This window comes from Serratia sp. TSA_130.1 (assembly GCF_052691795.1).
In genome coordinates, this window is record NZ_JBQZFS010000007.1 from 208,478 (window position 1) to 224,770 (window position 16,293).

Below are 16,293 nucleotides of genomic sequence, written 5' to 3' on the forward strand. Positions count from 1 at the left end.
ATGACTCATTCAGGAAACTGCAATGTCTGGCGATATCATCAACGACCTCGCGGCGCTGGAACAGCTGTACGGCAAGCCCGCCGCGCCCTCGGTTTTTAAAGAAGTCAGCTACATCCACCCGGCGTACCGTCCGTTTATCGAGGCGGCGCCGTTCGCCGCCCTCTCGACGGTGGGGCCGGACGGCATGGACGTCTCGCCGCGCGGCGATCCGGCCGGTTTCATTCATATCGAAGACGAGAAAACCTTGCTGTTGCCGGATCGGCGCGGCAATAACCGCATCGACAGCCTGCGCAATATCCTGCACGACAGCCGGGTGGCGCTGCTGCTGCTGATCCCCGGCATCGGCGAAACGCTGCGGATTAACGGGCGGGCGGAGATCGTGGTGGCGCCGGCGGTGTTGCAGCGCTTCGTCTACCGCAACCAGCTGCCGCGTTCGGTGCTGCGCATTCGGGTGGAGGCGGTGTTCTTCCAGTGCAGCCGGGCGATCTTGCGTTCGGGATTATGGGAAGAGGCCAGCCGCCTCGAGCGTTCGGCGCTGCCCAGCCCCGGCCTTATTTTGTCTGCGGTGAGCCAAACGCGCTTCGACGGTGAGGAGTACGACAGCGCGCTGCCGCAGCGGCTGAAGGATACGCTGTATTAATCGCCGTGGCGTTCGCGCCACGTTTGTCGATTCAGCCGGTATAAGACGTGCTTTTGCAGCGGATGGCCCGCCGGCAGACGCGGGTGCAGGAAGGTTTCGCCGTCGAAGCGCATACCGATGCGCGTCATCACCCGGCGCGACGGCTGGTTATCTTCGGCGGTGAAGGCCACTACTTCCGGCAAATGCAGCGTGTCGAAGGCGCACGCCAGCGCGGCGCGCGCCGCCTCAGCGGCGTAGCCGTTGCCCCAGTGGGCCGCCGCCAGCCGCCAGCCGATCTCCACGCAGGGGGAGCAAGGCAGATCGTCGCCCGGCCGCGCCAGCCCGACAAAACCGATAAAAGGCGCGCCGCTTTTCACTTCCACCGCCCACAGCCCCCAGCCGTGCTGTTGCAGGAAGGCGCGGATGCGTTCGGCCTGCGCGCGGCTTTCCTCGGCCGTCATCGTCGCCGGGAAATAGCGCATGACCTGCGGATCGGCGTTGAGCGCGGCGAAGGCCGGCAGGTCGTCGTCGCGCCAGGGGCGCAGCCGTAGCCTGGCGCTGTCGAGGGTAAGGATGGTCGACATGATGCATAGCCTCCAATGAACAAGGGCGCGGCGAGCCGCGCCCTTGGGCTGTCAACGGAACAGCGTTTGCGCCCAGCGCGCCAGCCCGGCGGTGACCGAGCCGAAGTCGTTGCCGCCGACGATCGGAATGCCCGGCAGCTGCTGTTGCAGCGCGGCGCGCAGCAGCGGCGAACGCGCGCTGCCGCCGGTCAGGTAGATCACCTGCGGCGCGGTCTGGCTGCTGGCCAGCGCGGCGCTGACCTGCTCCTGAATGCGCATCAACGGCTGCGAGATGGCGTCGGCGAGCTGATCCTGGCTGATGTTCTCCGCCAGATCGGCCTGCACGAAATTGAGCGGCGCGCTGATGGCCGTTTGGCCGGACAGGGCGATCTTACTCTCTTCGGCCGCCCGCACCAATCGGTAGCTCAGGCGCTGCTGGTACACTTTCAGCAGGCGCTTGACCTTTTCCGGCTCCGCCGCGTCGAGGATCAGATCGCGCAGCACGCGGCCGTTGGCGGCGCTGTAGAAATCGTTTTGCGCCGGCACATCGTTGGTCGCCACCGCGTTCCAGTAAGGCAGCGCCGGCAGGGCGATGCCTTTCGCGGTTTCGCCGCCCAGGCCGAACAGCGGCATCAGCTGCTTGAAGGCCAGCATGATGTCCAGATCGTTACCGCCGACCCGGCAGCCGCTGTGGCCCAGCAGGCTCTGCTGGCGATCGGCGCGGTTGCGCCACTGCGGCCCCATCAGCAGCACCGAGCAGTCGGTGGTGCCGCCGCCGATGTCCACCACCAGCACGGTTTGCTCTTCGCTCAGCGTCGCTTCGAAGTCCAGCCCCGCCGCCACCGGCTCGAACTGGAATTCAATGTCCTTGAAACCGGCGCGTTCGGCGGCGCGTTGCAGAATGCCCTGCGCCTGCCGGTTGGCTTCGTCGCCGCCGATGCCCTGGAAGTTGATCGGCCGGCCGATCACTGCCTGATCGATGCCGGTTTGCAGCACATTTTCTGCCTGGCGTTTGATGTGGAACATCATGGCGCACACCAGGTCTTCGAACAGCGCGATCTGCTGTGGTTTCAGGCCGTTGGCGCCGAGGAAGGACTTCGGCGAGCGCACGAAATACACCTCTTCCGGATCTTCCATATAGTGCGCCAGCGCCTGCAGGCCGAACAGCACGCTGTCGCCGTTGACCGGAATGTCTTCTTCGCGGTTGTAACTGATGGCGCGGCGCAGCAGCTGCTGGTTTTCTTCGCTGCCGGTCGGGATCTGCCAATGGCGGTGCAGGCATTCGCTCACCGCTTCGCGGGTCGGCGCGCACAGCATCGAAGGCAGATAGGGCGCGTTGTTTTCCAGCGTCAACAGCTCGGGGCCGTGGTCGCGCATCACTGCAACGGAACAGTTGGCTGTCCCGTAATCGAATCCAATAAACATCTCTTTTTTGTCCCCATGCCAATGAAGGGGGGCGACTTTACCCGAGACGGGGCCGGCGGGCAATGCGCCAATGCGCGAGTGTCGAAAAATTTAGCGGGCGCGGCGGCTTGCGCGAACTTTCTCAGTGCGGATAACGCTCAAGCCGCAGCAATGGCACAGTCGGCTATGAAAATGGCGTGCTTCGCCCATCAAGACGCACGCCATTTCTTTATACTCAACAGGTATTCCGAGCGGGGAATGCCTTTCCCTATGACTCTGTGATGAGGATTTCATGACGCGCAACTCGACCTTTCTCATGAATATCGGCTGGAGAACCCTGCTGAAAGATCTGGGGCTCCAGCCGACGGATGTTTTACGCCGGGCTGCATTGCCTGAAGATCTGTTGTCACGCACCGCTGAAGGGATCACTACGGAAGAATATTTCCGCTTCTGGCGCGCGATGGAGGAAGGAACGGGCGACCCGTTGTTTCCGTTGAAAATCGTTGCGCTGATGTCAACGGAATCGTTTGACCCTCCGATATTCGCCGCCCTGTGCAGCGCCAATCTGGCGCAAGCTGTCCAGCGGTTAGCGAAATACAAGCAACTTACGGCGCCGATGAGCCTGGAGCTCGCCATCGGCCCTGAAGGCGAAATGACGATTTCACCCCGCTGGTTGTTGGCGGAGGAGGCGGTACCGGCGTCTTTACTGGTGGCTGAGCTGGCATTTTATGTTCGGCTGGCGCAGCTTGCCACGCGCGAACCGGTAAAAGCGCGCCGTATCACCTTGCCTGAACTGCCGCCTGCAGCCCTTTCACGCCCCTTGGCAGCCTTCTTCGGCTGCGCGGTAACGCCTGGGGCAGGGCCGGGTATTACTTTCTCCTCCGCAGATGCCTTGCGTCCCTTTTTGACAGTGAATGAGGGCATGTGGCGCGTTTTCGAACCCGAGCTGCGTCGTCGCCTCAGTGAACTGGACGCCACGGCAACCACCGGAGAGCGCGTTTGTGCGGTGCTGCTGGAGTTGATTCCCAGCAATACCGCCGGCATCGACGCGGTGGCGGCAAGATTGGGCATGAGCCGCCGGACGCTGCAGCGGCGTCTGGAAGATGAGGGCGAGAGTTTTCGTTCGCTGAGCAACGGCACCCGGGAAAAATTGGCGCGCCACTATCTTAAGCATTCGACCCTTACCAGCGGAGAGATTGCCTTTTTGCTCGGTTTTGAAGAGCCGAACTCTTTCTTCCGCGCCTTTCACGAATGGACAGGGCAAACGCCGGAAGCGGCTCGCCAGGCGATGCGGCTGAATTAGCCGAGAGGCGCTGTTCACGTTGGCGCATTCTGCGAGTTGATTGGCGCGGTTCGACATGGTTGCGGCAGGGCCCGTCGCTTAAAGTGGACAACATACAGACTGCGCAGGCAGTCGCCAACGCAATCATCCTAATAAGGAGCAGTCAGTATGAAGTCCAAAGTGATCCTGGTGACCGGCGCCTCGTCCGGTATTGGCGAAGCCACCGCCGTCACGTTAAAGCAGCGCGGGCATACCGTTTATGCGGCCGCCCGCCGGGTTGAACGCATGCAGGCTCTGGCTGCCGCCGGCATTCGCGTTTTGCCGTTGGACGTCACCGACGATGCTTCCATGGCGCAGGCGGTAAAGACCATCATCGCCGAAACGGGGCGTATCGATGTGTTGGTCAATAACGCCGGTTACGGCTCCTATGGCGCTATTGAAGACGTTTCTGCGGATGAGGCTCGCGCTCAATTTGATGTGAATGTGTTCGGTGCGGTTCGGCTGACGCAGCTGATTTTGCCGCACATGCGAGCGCAGCGCTCCGGCACCGTCATCAATATTACGTCGATGGGCGGGAAAATACATACGCCGCTGGGCGGATGGTATCACGGCACCAAATTCGCCTTGGAGGCCATCAGCGACTGTTTGCGCATGGAGGTACAACCTTTCGGCATCGACGTCGTGGTGATCGAACCCGGCGGCATCCAGAGTGAATGGGCGGATATCGCCGCGGAAAAACTGATCGGCGTTTCCGGCCAGAGCGAGTACGCCGCTCAGGCTCACGCTGTCGCCCACGCCATGGTCAGCGACGCCAGTAAGAAACGGCAATCGCCGCCGAGCGTGATTGCCGATACGATCGCCAAAGCCGTCGTCGCCCATCGTCCGAAAACGCGCTATGCCGTGGGGTTTGGCGCGAAACCGCTGATTTTTCTGCGGCGCTTGTTGTCCGATCGCGCCTTCGATGGGCTGATGCGCCGGGCATTGGGGGTACCGCGCCAGGGGCAATAAGTCGTTGGGCAGCGGGGCTTTATGTCGGTGGCGGTGAAAATGGTGCGTCTGAACGCTGTTCAGACGCATAATCATTAAAGACAATCGCTAATCTGGACGGTGGGAAGGTGCGTAACTTAATGTCCGAATTCCGCACGTCAGCGCGCTAGCCGAGTCCCATAATGCAGAAAAAACCGAACCCGAGCGTTGCCATGAATACTCAACAGCAAGCGTTGTACGACGCGCTGCGCGCGCGTGACCGCAAATTCGACGGCCGTTTTTTCGTCGGCGTCTCTTCCACCGGCATCTATTGTCGCCCGGTGTGCAGCGCCCGCACGCCGAAGCTGGAAAACTGCACCTTTTATCCGAGCGCGGCGGCGGCTGAACTGGCGGGGTTTCGCCCCTGCCTCAAATGCCGACCGGAACTGGCGCCCGGCCTGGCGCTGATCGATCTGGGCAACCGCTATGCCCAGGTAGCGGTGCAGCTCATCGAGCAGGGGTATCTGTCCGAACACAGCTGCGAAGCGCTGGCGGCGCGGCTGGGCATTTCCGATCGCCATCTGCGGCGCATCTTCGCCGAACAGTTTGGCGCTTCGCCGATCGACTACGCGCAGTCGCATCGGTTGCTGCAGGCCAAGCGCCTGCTGGCGGACACCGATCTGCCGCTCAGCGAGGTGGCGTTCGCCGCCGGTTTCGGCAGCCTGCGGCGTTTCAACGAGCTGTTCAAGGCGCGTTACCGCCTGATCCCTTCGGCGCTGCGCAGCGGCGGCGCACGCGGTGAACGGGCCGCCGCCAGCGGGTTGGTGTTTCACCTGGGCTATCGGCCGCCCTATGACTGGGCGCGCATGCTGAATTTCTTGCAGGCGCGCGCCGTGCAGGGCGTGGAGCGGGTCGAGGGGCGCCGCTACCTGCGCTCGATCGCCGTCAGCCAGGGCGGCACGGAACACCGCGGCTGGCTCAGCGTGCAGCCGGAAGAGGCGCGCAATCGGGTTCGGGTCGAGATTGCGCCGACGCTCAGTCTGGTGACGACGGAGGTGTTGCGCCGGGTGCGCCTGCTGTTTGATCTGGACGCCGCGCCGGATCGCATCAATGAGGCGCTGGGCTCGCTGGCGGCCGATGCGCCGGGGCTGCGCCTGCCGGGCTGCGTGAACAGTTTCGAGCAGGCGGCGCGTGCGGTGCTGGGGCAGTTGGTCAGCGTGAAAATGGCGGCGACCTTCGCCGGGCGGATGGCCGAACGCTGGGGCGAAGCGCTGGCGACGCCGCATGAGGGCATCACCCACGTTTTCCCCACGGCAGAACGGGTGGCGCAGCTGCAGCCTGAAGAACTGCGCCCGCTCGGGGTGCAAGTGAAGCGCGCGGCGGCGCTGATCGAGATCGCACGCGCGCTGGGGGAAGGACGGCTGCAGCTCGACAACGTGCTGGATATCGAACAGGGCATCAAGGCGCTGACCGCGCTGCCGGGCATCGGCAACTGGACCGCCAGCTATATCGCGATGCGCGCCTGGTCGTGGCCGGACGTGTTCCTGGCCGGCGACTACCTGATCAAACAGCGTTTCCCCGGCATGACGCCGCGCCAGATTGAACGCTACGCCGAGCGCTGGCGCCCGTGGCGCTCTTACGCCACGCTGCATCTATGGCACAACGGCGGCTGGGCGCCGGAAGCGGAGAGTTGAACGCGGCTAGCGGGGAGACTCGATCAGCTGCAGCAGGCGGCTCATGCCTTCACGCATCAGGAACGCCAGCAGCTTTTCCCGTTCGGCCGGCGTGAGGTGATAGTAATACTCGATCCAGACCCGTACCGGATCCTGACGTTTGACGTCGTAATCCGGATGGTCGGTTTCGCGCAACGCCGACAGACTGCGCGCGCCGAACGGCAGACTGTCGATATGGTATTCCAGCGCTTTGCCCTGTACGCCGCTGCGGCGGCGACTGACCCAGCCTTCGCGCCGGGCCATCAAATTGACCCCTTGCGGGGTTGAGGGCAACCCCGCCTTACCCATCAGTTCCCTGGCGGAAAACCATTTCTTTTCCATAGTCCCTTGTCTCTGAGCCATCACCTGTCGAGGAAAATCAACGGATACGTCGATGTTCGCATGGGGATTTCATCTTACTTAATCGTTTAAGCTTCAGGTGTTATTTATATCACTAATCTTGTCTTGGTTAATATCATGTAACGAACGAGATGCGAGGCGCTGCCCGGGAGACGGCGCCTGAGAGGGGGGAGAGGGTTAACGGATGCCGAAATAGCCGTCGCTGAGCAACACCGCCAGCGGCTGCTCCAGCGCCACCTGGTCGCCGTCCGCCAGATCGACGCCAATGTCGCGCAGCGCCTGCAGCGTCACCGGCTGGTGAGCCGGTCCGGCGAAGGTCTGCGCTTTAATGCGATGCGCCGCGCCGTTGAGCATCGAGACCATCAGCTCGTCCATCTGGTTGCAGTGCACGTTGGTGATAAAGCGCTCATCGATGCGAATGATGTCGATCCGCTGGTCGCTGAGCTCATCGAACGCATTGATGTTATGCCCGAAGCCGTTGACGATCAGCCGGCAGCCCTGCTGCTGCAGTTCGCGGAGAAATGCCCGACACTGCGCGGCGTGCTCCAGTATTGCGGCCTCATCGACGCTGAACAGCAGCGCCTGCGGCGGCAGCGAGGAAGCGCGCACCGTTTCCGTCAGGTAGCGCTGGAAGTCGGCGCTCAGCAGGCTGTCGATGGCCAGCGGCAGCGCGAGCGACAGCCCTTTGCGTTTGATGTCGTCGGCATATTTCACCAGCAGTTGCGCCGCCGTCCAGCGGTCGATGTCCGGCATCAGGCCGTACAGCTGCGCGGCGGCGATGAACGCCTCGTGCGACAGCGGGCGGTCGTCCGGCGCCATCACCTGCAGCTTCACCTGGTGAAACGCGGCCGACAGCGGCGTCGCCGGCGGCGCGATGGCGCGGGTCAGCAGCCGCAGCTGCCCCTCGCTGACGATCGCCTGTACCTCCTGTGGGCTCAGCAATTCATGCTGCCGTTCCAGCAGCTGTTTTTGTCGCGTTTCATACAGATACACCTGGCCGCGCCCGTGGTGTTTGGCGGTGTAGCAGGCGATGTCGGCCTGCGCCAGCAGCTCGCTGCTTTTGGCGTCGCCGCCGATGCGCGTGATGCCGGCGCTGGCGCCGACGCGGTAAATCTTTCCTTCCCAGTAGAACGGGTGTTGGCTGATTTGGTTGACCACCTGTTGCATCAGCGATTTGGCCTGTTCAAGCCGGCAGTCGAACAGGATTAGGCCGAATTCGTCGCCACCCAGCCGGGCCAGGCAGTCGCTGTTGCGCAGCTGGTGCCGCATCAGCTGGGCGATGTCCCGCAGCAAGGCATCACCCGCCGCGTGGCCGGCGGTGTCGTTCACCGCCTTGAACCGATCCAGATCGAGGAACACCAGCGAATGCGACGACGACGGTTCGCCGCTGGCGACGATCGCCGCTTTCAACTGCTTCTCGAAGCGGGTACGGTTCGGCAGGCCGGTCAGCGCGTCGTGCGAGGCGCTGTAGCTGAGCTTTTTCATCAATTCGCGCGAGGCGGTGACATCCTGCAGCACCATCACCGCGCCCATGGTTTCGCCGTCGAGGGTTTTCAGCGGTGAGACCGACTGCTGCACGTCGAAATAGCGCCCGTCGCGGCTGTGCAGCACCAGCGCGTAATCCGCCGGCCACTGCCGTGGGTATTGCGTGAGGTTTTCGATTTCCGGGCCGTCTTTACCGTTGGTCAGGCGCACCACGCCGGCGACGGGCATACCGATCGCCAGATCGAGCGGCCAGCCGCACATCTGCTCGGCCACCGGATTCATAAAGGTAATGCGCTGGTGACCGTCGGTGGAGATCACCCCTTCGCCGATGGCGTCGAGGGTAATGTGCAAGCGCTCTTTCTCCTCGTGCAGCGCTTCGGCGAGGATCTTGAGCTCGGTCATGTCGATATTGGTGCCGATCATGCGCAGCGGCTGGCCCTGGTCGTCGAGGATCACATTGCCCTGGCCGCGAATATGGCGTAACTTGCCGCCGCGCGTGGTGATGCGAAATTCCATGACGAATGGTCGTGGCTGAGCCAGAATCTCGGCCAGCTCGCGATCGGTGCGGTCGCGATCTTCCGGCACCAACAGCGTGCGCCACAGCGCCAACGTCGGCGTTTGGTCGGAATTGAGATCGTAGAGTTCGAACATGCGCTGATCCCAGGTGAAGTTTTCCTGGCTTATCACCCATTCCCAGATGCCGACGCCGCCCACCTGATTGGCCAGCGTTATGCGCTCCACCAGCCGGTTGTTTTCCGCCTGGCTGCGCTTCAAATCGCTGATGTCCTCCACCTGAGAGATGAAGTACAACGGCACCCCTTCGGCGTCGCGCACCAGCGAAACCGCCAGCAGCGCCCAAACGGTCTGGCCGTCGCTGCGAATGTAGCGTTTCTCCAGGGTATAGCTGCTGATATGGCCATCGAGCAGGTCGTGCAACTGGCTGAGATCGGCGTTGAGATCGTCGGGATGCGTAATTTCTTGAAAGGTCAGCTTATGCAGCGCCTCCGGCGTATAGCCGAGCAGCGTGCACAGCGCCTGATTGACCTGCAGCCATTTGCCCTGCGGCGACACCAGCGCCATGCCGATGGCGGAATACTCCAGCGCGCTGCGAAAGCGGCTTTCACTTTCGACGATATGCTGTTTTTCCACTCGGAAGGCGTGCATCACCACCGCCATTGCGTGCGCCGGGATTAAAATCAGCAGCATCGGCAAGTACAGACCGAGATCGCCAAGGTGTTTGCCGGTAGCCTGAAAATGCAGCAGTCCCAGCGAAATCATCACGGTGATCAGCAAGAGGGTGCAGAAGCAAACGGTGAACGCCTCAAAACGCGGCAGTGCGATGGCTGCCCACAGCAGCGGCAAAATCACGAACGTGAACGGAAAAGGCAGATAGGTCAGCGCCATAAAGCTGAAAGCCAGCGTAACCATCAGTGTCAGCAATAATGGAAACGGGTTCAGCGCCGTCAGGGTACGACGGTTGTAAGCGAGGCCGATCGGTGCCAGCGACAGTACCCCTATCGCTTCGGAAATGAACCAGGTACCGAACGGCTGCCAAAAAGGCTGCTCTGGCGCGGGTACCAGGCCGGCGGCCAGCAGCGCGCTGAACAGCGGGGTAAAAATCACCGCACAGACCACAAAACGCAGCCAACTGGCGAGATCATTCAACGGATCGTACGGGTGTAGCATGCGGCGCAACAGCAGGGCGCAAATCGCCGCTTCCAGCAGGTTGATGGCGGCCAGCTTGACGGGAGTGACGCTGACGCCGAACAGCAAGAAGCTGGCGAGCACGATGCCGAGGCCGCTGGCCAGCAGCGGCAGCCCCCAGTGACGCGGGGCGTGGCGGTACAGCACCGCGATTGCGGCGGCGGTCGGGAACCACAGCGGCGTGAAGTGGCGGGCTTCGCTGGACAGCGACAGGCTCAGCAAGGCGAGCAAAAACGTCGCCAGCGCCACGAACAGGGAATGCGTCACCACGACGCCTTTGTGTGTGCCGAACGTGTTCGGCGCGCTGATATCCATAGACACCCTTACCGATGGCCTCTGTCAGTGATTGGATTCATGACGTGGATGAATTAAGACGATTTATTGGCAAAGGGTAGTACAGCGCGAGAGGAAAACCTACCGGGAAGCCCGACTTTACTGCGTTAACGCCAGCCCGGCGACAGAATGACGAAAAAGCCGGCGCGAGGCCGGCTTTTGGCGTATTACAGCAGGAACAGAGTGGCGAGGCCGAGGAAGATGAAAAAGCCGCCGGTGTCGGTCAGCGCGGTGATGAGCACGCTCGAGCCGACCGCCGGATCGCGGCCCAGTTTGAGCATGGTCATCGGGATCACCACGCCCATCAGCGCCGCCAGCAGCAGGTTTAGCAGCATCGCCAGCGTCATCACGCCGCCCATCGCCGCGTCGCCGTACAGCAGCCAGGTGATCACGCCCATGATGCCGCCCCACACCACGCCGTTGATGATGGCGACGCCCAGCTCCCTGAGCATCAGGCGCGAGATGTTGCCGACTTCAATCTGGTGCAGCGCCAGCGCGCGCACAATCATGGTGATGGTTTGGTTGCCGGTGTTGCCGCCGATGCCAGCGACGATCGGCATCAGCGCCGCCAGCGCCACCAACTGGGAAATGGTGTGTTCGAACAGGCCAATCACGCGCGAGGCGACGAACGCGGTACAGAGGTTGATCGCCAGCCAGGCCCAGCGGGTCTTGACCGCCTTGCTGACCGGGGCGAACACGTCTTCTTCCGGGCTCAAACCGCCCATGCGGCGCAAATTGGTGTCGCTCTCTTCGTTGACGGCGTCGACGATCTCTTCGATAGTCAGGCGGCCCATCAGTTTGCCTTTGGCATCAACCACCGGGGCGCTGATCAGGTCGTAACGTTCGAACGCGCCGGCCGCTTCATCGGCCTTGTCTTCGGGCTGAAAGGTGGCGGGATCGCTGTCCATCACTTCGCGCACCGGGATCTCCGGGTCGTTCAGCAGCACTGCGGTGAGCGGCAGTTCGCCCAGCAGGGTGTTTTTGCGATCGGTGACGAACAGTTTATCGGTGGCGTCGGGAATGGTTTTACGCATGCGCAAGAAGCGATGTACCGCGCCGAGCGTGACGTCCGGCCGCACCGTCACCAGTTCGAAATCCATCATCCAGCCGACGCTGTCTTTGGCGTACTGGCTCATCTCGCGCACCTGGGCACGCTGCTCCGGCTCCAGCGAGGTCAGCAACCGGCCCATCAGGTTACGCGGCAGGTATTGCGCCAGGTAGGCCTGCTCGTCGACGTCCAGCGTTTTGATCGCTTTGAGCAGGTCTTTGTCGCTCATTTCTTCGATCAGGCTGTCCCAGACCGGTTCGGCGACCTCCACCAGCGTCTGGCCGCGCTTGCTGTTGCCCACCAGCCGCCACAACGCCATGCGTTCGTCCTGCGGCAGCGCTTCCAGCAGGTCCGCCAGGTCGGCGGCGTGCATGTCGTCAAGCAGGCCGGTAATTTCCGCCGTTTGGTTCAGCAGTTCGCTTTGGCTGAGGGCGTGTTCATCCCCTGGCCGGCCGAGAATGCCGTCGACCAATTCCTTATTGTTCAACAACAGAGTGAGAATGCGCTGGCGGTGTTCAGCGACTTTTTTGACGTTATGGGTTGCGGCTGACATGGTGTTCCTTAACGGGCGCTCGGCGTTCCTGACGCAGGCTCATTAAAAGATAGAGCATAGCGAGTGCCGGAGTCATTTTTATGAAACGGACGGGGCGCGGCGGTTATTCAGAGGAGGCGTCCTGTTGCGGCGCGCTGACTTCGGCGGCGTTTTGCGCAGCGGCCTGCTTTTTTTCCTGATGATGAGGCACCGCCACCACGGCGGCGTACAGCAGTCGGCCGACTAAAATGATAAAGCTGATAAACAACACTATCTTCGTCATCTGTCCGGTGGTTTTCTTGCGCATATATCACCCGGTATGCCGGTGTCCTGTGTTATTCGCTCGAGAATTTGTAACCGGATTTTAGGCGCTGATGACAAAAGTTGTCCATTTTTTTCCGGCGAGCGGCGCGCCGTATTAGGGTTTCGTTTAGGTTGGCGGAGCGGGGGCGGAAAGAAAAACCCCCTGGCTGGCAGGGGGCGGGGGATCAGGCGGAGCGTTGTTCGTCTTGCGAACCTTCTTCGTCGATCAGAAGCTTCCAGCCGACGACGTCGTTCCAGTAGGCCTGCTCGCGCTCGAAGTCCAACTGCACCAGGTTGTTTTGCGCCAGGTAGCTGGCCGGGAAGCGCAGCGTCCAGTGGTTGTCGTCGGTGGTCAGGCGCAGCGTTTCCGGCGTGGTGGTCGACTGGCGCTGGTTGTTGAGCAGGGTGCTCAGACGCAGCAGTTGGATCAGCGGCAGGTAGTGTTTCTTTTTGAACAGGTTGAGGCGCGGCAGCTCTTCCAGCTTGATCGCCTTGCGGTGGAAACGCACCAACGCCGCCAACAGCAGCTGCTGTTCCTGGTTAAAGCCAGGCAGATTGGAGTTTTGCAGAATGTAAGCCGAATGGCGATGCATGCCGCTGTGGTTGATGCTCAGCCCCACTTCGTGCAGCATGGCGGCCCATTTCAGCAGGGCTTCCAATTGCGGATGCACCAGCTTGGTGTTTTGCGCCATCCACTGCGAATAGAGCAGTTCGGTGGTTTCCAGCACCCGCTTGGCCTGTTCGCGGTCGATGTTGTAGTGATCGGCCAGGCTTTTCGCGGTGCGGCTGCGGATGTCCTGGTGGCGGAAGCGGCCTTCCATTTCATACAGCACGCCTTCGCGCAGCGCGCCGTCAGACAGGCGCAGATCGCGGATCGCCAGCGCATCGAACACGCCGCACAGAATAGCCAGCCCCGGCACGAACACCGATTGGCGATCTTCCGACAGCCCCGGCAGGCTCAGTGAGCTGAAGCTTTTGAACTGCAGCACCTGTTCGGCGAGCATTTCCAGGCGTTCGAGGGTGATCAGACCGTCTTTTTCTCCCATCGCCACCAGCACTTCGTGGGCGGCCTTGATGGTGCCCGAGGCGCCCAGCGCGTACTGCCAGCCCTGAATGCGGTACTGCCAGGCCAGCGTTTCCAGCTTCTGCGCCGCCGCCAGCCGCGCGCGGCGGAAGTTGTTTTTGCTGATCTCGCCGCCGGGGAAGAACAGCTGGGCGAAGCTGACGCAGCCCATGCGGCGGCTTTCCGCCAGCAGCGGCTCGAAGTCTTCGCCGATCACCAGCTCGGTCGAGCCGCCGCCGATGTCGATCACCAGCTTGCGGCCTTTCTCCGGTTGAGTGTGCTCCACGCCCATGAAGATCAGGCGAGCTTCTTCCTGGCCGGCGATGATTTCGATCGGGTAGGGGATCACTTTGGCGGCGCGCTTGAGGAACACTTCGGCGTTCACCGCCTGGCGCAGGGTGTGGGTCCCGACGATGGTGACGTTATCCGCCGGGAAGCCCTGCAGCCGTTCGGCAAACAGCGCCAGGCAGGCCAGGCCGCGTTCTATCGCCTCTTCACTGAGTACGTTGTTGCTGTCCAATCCGTCGGCGAGGTGCACCCGCTGTTTTAAACGGCCCAATACCTGTAAGGCGCCGTTGACGACGCGGGCGATCACCATGTGGAAACTGTTCGACCCGAGGTCGATGGCGGCGATTTCCTGCGGTTTGTTCGTTGCAGTGTTTTTTAGCGGCATAGTTGCTGGCCTACTGTCCTGGTTGTTCCAGAGCTTTTAAATACTCGTAAATAGCCACCTGGGCGCGCACTTTGCGGCGGTTGCCGCGCGGCACGTACTGGTTGCTCAGTTCTTTATCCACATAACGGGCCTTGACCGTATCGCTGAACAGGATCTCCAGAATGTCCAGAACGCGCTGTTTCAGCGCCGGATCCAGCAGCGATACCGCCACTTCGATACGGTAATCTATGTTGCGGGTCATCCAGTCGGCGGAGGACAGATACACCCGTTTGTCACCTTTGTTGTCGAAAACGTAAACCCGATCGTGTTCCAAAAAGCGATCGACGATGCTGATCACCTGAATATTGTCGCTGATCCCCGGCAGGTTGGGAATCAGGGAACACATGCCCCGCACCAGCAGGCGGATCTTCACGCCGGCGCCGGACGCGGTATATAACCGATCTACCAGCCCTTTATCCACCAGATTATTTATTTTCAACATAATGCCGGCCTGTTCCCCGGCCTGGGCGTTGGCGATTTCGTTGTCGATCAGCTCATACAGCTTCAGGCGCGAGTTCTGCGGCGACACCATCAGGTTGTCGAAGGTGACCGGCCGGTAGGGGTTCTCGATAAAGTTGAACACCCGGCGCACTTCGTTGGTGATGCGCGAGTCGGCGGTCAGCAGCGAATAGTCGGTATAGATGCGCGCGGTTTTTTCGTTAAAGTTGCCGGTGCCGATATGAGCATAGCGCACAATTTCATCGCCTTCACGGCGCGAAATCAGGAACAGTTTGGCGTGGATTTTCAGCCCCGGCGCCGAGAAGATCACGTGTACGCCGGCTTCGGTCAGGCGCTTCGCCCAGTGAATGTTGGCCTCTTCGTCGAAGCGCGCCTGCAGCTCGACCACTACCGTGACCTTTTTGCCGTTGTGCGCGGCGTGGATCATCGATTCGATGATGCGCGAGTCTTTCGCCACGCGGTAGATGTTGATTTTGATCGCCAGCACGCTCGGATCGAACGACGCCTGGCGCAGCAGCTCCAGCACGTGCTCAAAGGTGTGGTACGGGTAGTAGAGCAGCACGTCTTTTTCGCGAATGGCGTCGAAGCCGTTGCGGAAACCGTCGAACCAGATGTGGCGCAGGCGCGGCAGCGGCTTGTTGACCAGATTGGCCTTGCCGACGTTCGGGAAGCTGATGAAGTCTTTAAAGTTGTGATAGCGGCCGCCGGCGATCACCGAATCGTAGTTGGAGATGCCCAGCTTGCCGCGCAGCAGTTCCACCATCTCGTTCGGCATGTCGCGCTGATAAACGAAGCGCACCGGTTCGGCGGTGAGGCGCTGTTTCAGGCTGGAGGACATCAGTTCCAGCAGGCTGGATTCCATTTCGGTCACCAGATCGTACTCGGCGTCGCGGGTCATCTTCATCGAATAGGCGTTGAGCGCGTCGTAGTCGAAGAAGCCTTTGAAAATCTCATCCAGGCAGTAACGCAGAATGTTGTCCAGCAGGATCATCGGCTTGCGGCGGCGCGGCGCTTCCGGCGGCAGATTGACGAAGCGCGGCACTTTGTCCGACGGGATTTCCAGCAGCGCATAGTCGGTGCGCGCGCCGCGGATAATTTCCACCGCCAGATAGGTGTAATCGTCTTTCAGGAACTGCACCAGATTGGTGTCGTGGTTGATCAGGATCGGCGTGATGTGCTGGCGCAGATGCTGTTTGAAATACTGGCGCAGCCAGATTTGCTGGTTTTCGGACACCTGGCGTTCGTTGATCAGGAAGATCTGGTTGCGCGCCATTTCCAGCAGCAGATCGTTGTACAGGCCGTCGAATTCCTGATCGGTTTTCAGCACCTTGGCCTGGATCTTTTTCAGCAGGTGGCGCGAGGCGCCGGCGGAGCCCTGCTCTTCGCTGATCAGGATGCGGCGTTTGAGATCGGCGAAGCGGACTTTATAGAACTCGTCGAGGTTGTTGGAGTAAATGCCCAGAAAACGCATTCGTTCAATCAGGGGATTGCTCTTATCTGCGGCTTCCTGCAACACGCGTTCATTAAAGGATAACCAGCTTAGTTCTTTTTCGATGTAGAGCTTTTCCTGACCCATTGCCACTCCAGTTCAATTTTAGAATAGGATCCGGGACGCAGCGCCCGGATGCCGCTCTAGTGTCCTTCATCATTATTGCGAGAGATTGACAGGAAAGTCCAACATATCCATTGCGTTGGCGCGCGGCGTTTTTCGCCGACAATAAATTTTCCCCGCGGCGGGATGCCCGGCA

12 protein-coding genes are annotated in these 16,293 nt (G+C 61.3%); 4 read left to right on the forward strand and 8 right to left on the reverse strand.

The genetic code is table 11. The features are described from left to right. Window positions 1-22: 22 nt before the first annotated feature. Window positions 23-640: a pyridoxamine 5'-phosphate oxidase family protein gene (locus ACUTQY_RS21260; RefSeq protein ID WP_046687628.1), complete on the forward strand. Its 618-nt coding sequence runs from the start codon at window positions 23-25 to the stop codon at window positions 638-640. Here the strand turns inward: ACUTQY_RS21260 and ACUTQY_RS21265 are convergent. Beyond that, window positions 637-1,203, reverse strand: coding sequence for a GNAT family N-acetyltransferase (locus ACUTQY_RS21265; RefSeq protein ID WP_033644054.1), 567 nt, complete (start codon window positions 1,201-1,203; stop codon window positions 637-639). The two genes, ACUTQY_RS21260 and ACUTQY_RS21265, sit on opposite strands and share 4 nt — an antisense overlap. A gap of 51 nt (window positions 1,204-1,254) precedes the next feature. After that, entirely contained in the window at window positions 1,255-2,607 is a 1,353-nt protein-coding gene (yegD, locus tag ACUTQY_RS21270; RefSeq protein WP_033644053.1) for a molecular chaperone, read from the reverse strand. 271 nt (window positions 2,608-2,878) lie between these two features. Here yegD and ACUTQY_RS21275 point away from each other — a divergent pair, with 271 nt between their 5' ends. The 3 genes from ACUTQY_RS21275 to alkA all read left to right on the forward strand — a co-directional run bounded on the left by ACUTQY_RS21275 (window position 2,879) and on the right by alkA (window position 6,528). Next, window positions 2,879-3,889: an AraC family transcriptional regulator gene (locus ACUTQY_RS21275; RefSeq protein WP_033644051.1), complete on the forward strand. Its 1,011-nt coding sequence runs from the start codon at window positions 2,879-2,881 to the stop codon at window positions 3,887-3,889. A gap of 147 nt (window positions 3,890-4,036) precedes the next feature. Next, window positions 4,037-4,876: an oxidoreductase gene (locus ACUTQY_RS21280; RefSeq protein ID WP_042785188.1), complete on the forward strand. Its 840-nt coding sequence runs from the start codon at window positions 4,037-4,039 to the stop codon at window positions 4,874-4,876. 161 nt (window positions 4,877-5,037) lie between these two features. Further along, window positions 5,038-6,528, forward strand: a complete 1,491-nt coding sequence (gene alkA, locus ACUTQY_RS21285) for a DNA-3-methyladenine glycosylase 2 (RefSeq protein WP_033644049.1) — start codon at window positions 5,038-5,040, stop codon at window positions 6,526-6,528. A 6-nt stretch (window positions 6,529-6,534) separates the two neighbouring features. On the opposite strand, the gene ACUTQY_RS21290 is transcribed toward alkA, so the two are convergent. The 6 genes from ACUTQY_RS21290 to ppk1 form a co-directional block, all read right to left on the reverse strand. After that, window positions 6,535-6,888: a DNA-binding protein gene (locus ACUTQY_RS21290; protein ID WP_033644048.1), complete on the reverse strand. Its 354-nt coding sequence runs from the start codon at window positions 6,886-6,888 to the stop codon at window positions 6,535-6,537. Window positions 6,889-7,083: 195 nt separating this feature from the next. Then, the gene (locus ACUTQY_RS21295) at window positions 7,084-10,410 is read right to left on the reverse strand and encodes a diguanylate cyclase (RefSeq protein WP_089197323.1); all 3,327 of its coding nucleotides are present in this window, start codon (window positions 10,408-10,410) and stop codon (window positions 7,084-7,086) included. 185 nt (window positions 10,411-10,595) lie between these two features. Further along, on the reverse strand, window positions 10,596-12,029 hold the full coding sequence (gene mgtE / locus ACUTQY_RS21300) for a magnesium transporter (protein ID WP_015378729.1): 1,434 nt from the start codon (window positions 12,027-12,029) through the stop codon (window positions 10,596-10,598). A gap of 103 nt (window positions 12,030-12,132) precedes the next feature. After that, on the reverse strand, window positions 12,133-12,315 hold the full coding sequence (locus ACUTQY_RS21305; RefSeq protein ID WP_004941600.1) for a YfgG family protein: 183 nt from the start codon (window positions 12,313-12,315) through the stop codon (window positions 12,133-12,135). A gap of 181 nt (window positions 12,316-12,496) precedes the next feature. Next, window positions 12,497-14,047, reverse strand: coding sequence for an exopolyphosphatase (gene ppx / locus ACUTQY_RS21310; RefSeq protein ID WP_240289948.1), 1,551 nt, complete (start codon window positions 14,045-14,047; stop codon window positions 12,497-12,499). Between the two features lie 10 nt (window positions 14,048-14,057). After that, the gene (gene ppk1 / locus ACUTQY_RS21315; protein ID WP_033644044.1) at window positions 14,058-16,121 is read right to left on the reverse strand and encodes a polyphosphate kinase 1; all 2,064 of its coding nucleotides are present in this window, start codon (window positions 16,119-16,121) and stop codon (window positions 14,058-14,060) included. Window positions 16,122-16,293: the final 172 nt, after the last annotated feature.

What these genes read in the sequence shown, in the direction of transcription:
- ACUTQY_RS21260 (WP_046687628.1), top strand. Translation starts at nt 23, where the DNA reads ATGTCTGGCGATATCATCAACGACCTCGCGGCGCTGGAACAGCTGTAC.
- ACUTQY_RS21265 (WP_033644054.1), bottom strand. Translation starts at nt 1,203, where the DNA reads ATGTCGACCATCCTTACCCTCGACAGCGCCAGGCTACGGCTGCGCCCC.
- yegD (WP_033644053.1), bottom strand. Translation starts at nt 2,607, where the DNA reads ATGTTTATTGGATTCGATTACGGGACAGCCAACTGTTCCGTTGCAGTG.
- ACUTQY_RS21275 (WP_033644051.1), top strand. Translation starts at nt 2,879, where the DNA reads ATGACGCGCAACTCGACCTTTCTCATGAATATCGGCTGGAGAACCCTG.
- ACUTQY_RS21280 (WP_042785188.1), top strand. Translation starts at nt 4,037, where the DNA reads ATGAAGTCCAAAGTGATCCTGGTGACCGGCGCCTCGTCCGGTATTGGC.
- alkA (WP_033644049.1), top strand. Translation starts at nt 5,038, where the DNA reads ATGCAGAAAAAACCGAACCCGAGCGTTGCCATGAATACTCAACAGCAA.
- ACUTQY_RS21290 (WP_033644048.1), bottom strand. Translation starts at nt 6,888, where the DNA reads ATGGAAAAGAAATGGTTTTCCGCCAGGGAACTGATGGGTAAGGCGGGG.
- ACUTQY_RS21295 (WP_089197323.1), bottom strand. Translation starts at nt 10,410, where the DNA reads ATGGATATCAGCGCGCCGAACACGTTCGGCACACACAAAGGCGTCGTG.
- mgtE (WP_015378729.1), bottom strand. Translation starts at nt 12,029, where the DNA reads ATGTCAGCCGCAACCCATAACGTCAAAAAAGTCGCTGAACACCGCCAG.
- ACUTQY_RS21305 (WP_004941600.1), bottom strand. Translation starts at nt 12,315, where the DNA reads ATGCGCAAGAAAACCACCGGACAGATGACGAAGATAGTGTTGTTTATC.
- ppx (WP_240289948.1), bottom strand. Translation starts at nt 14,047, where the DNA reads ATGCCGCTAAAAAACACTGCAACGAACAAACCGCAGGAAATCGCCGCC.
- ppk1 (WP_033644044.1), bottom strand. Translation starts at nt 16,121, where the DNA reads ATGGGTCAGGAAAAGCTCTACATCGAAAAAGAACTAAGCTGGTTATCC.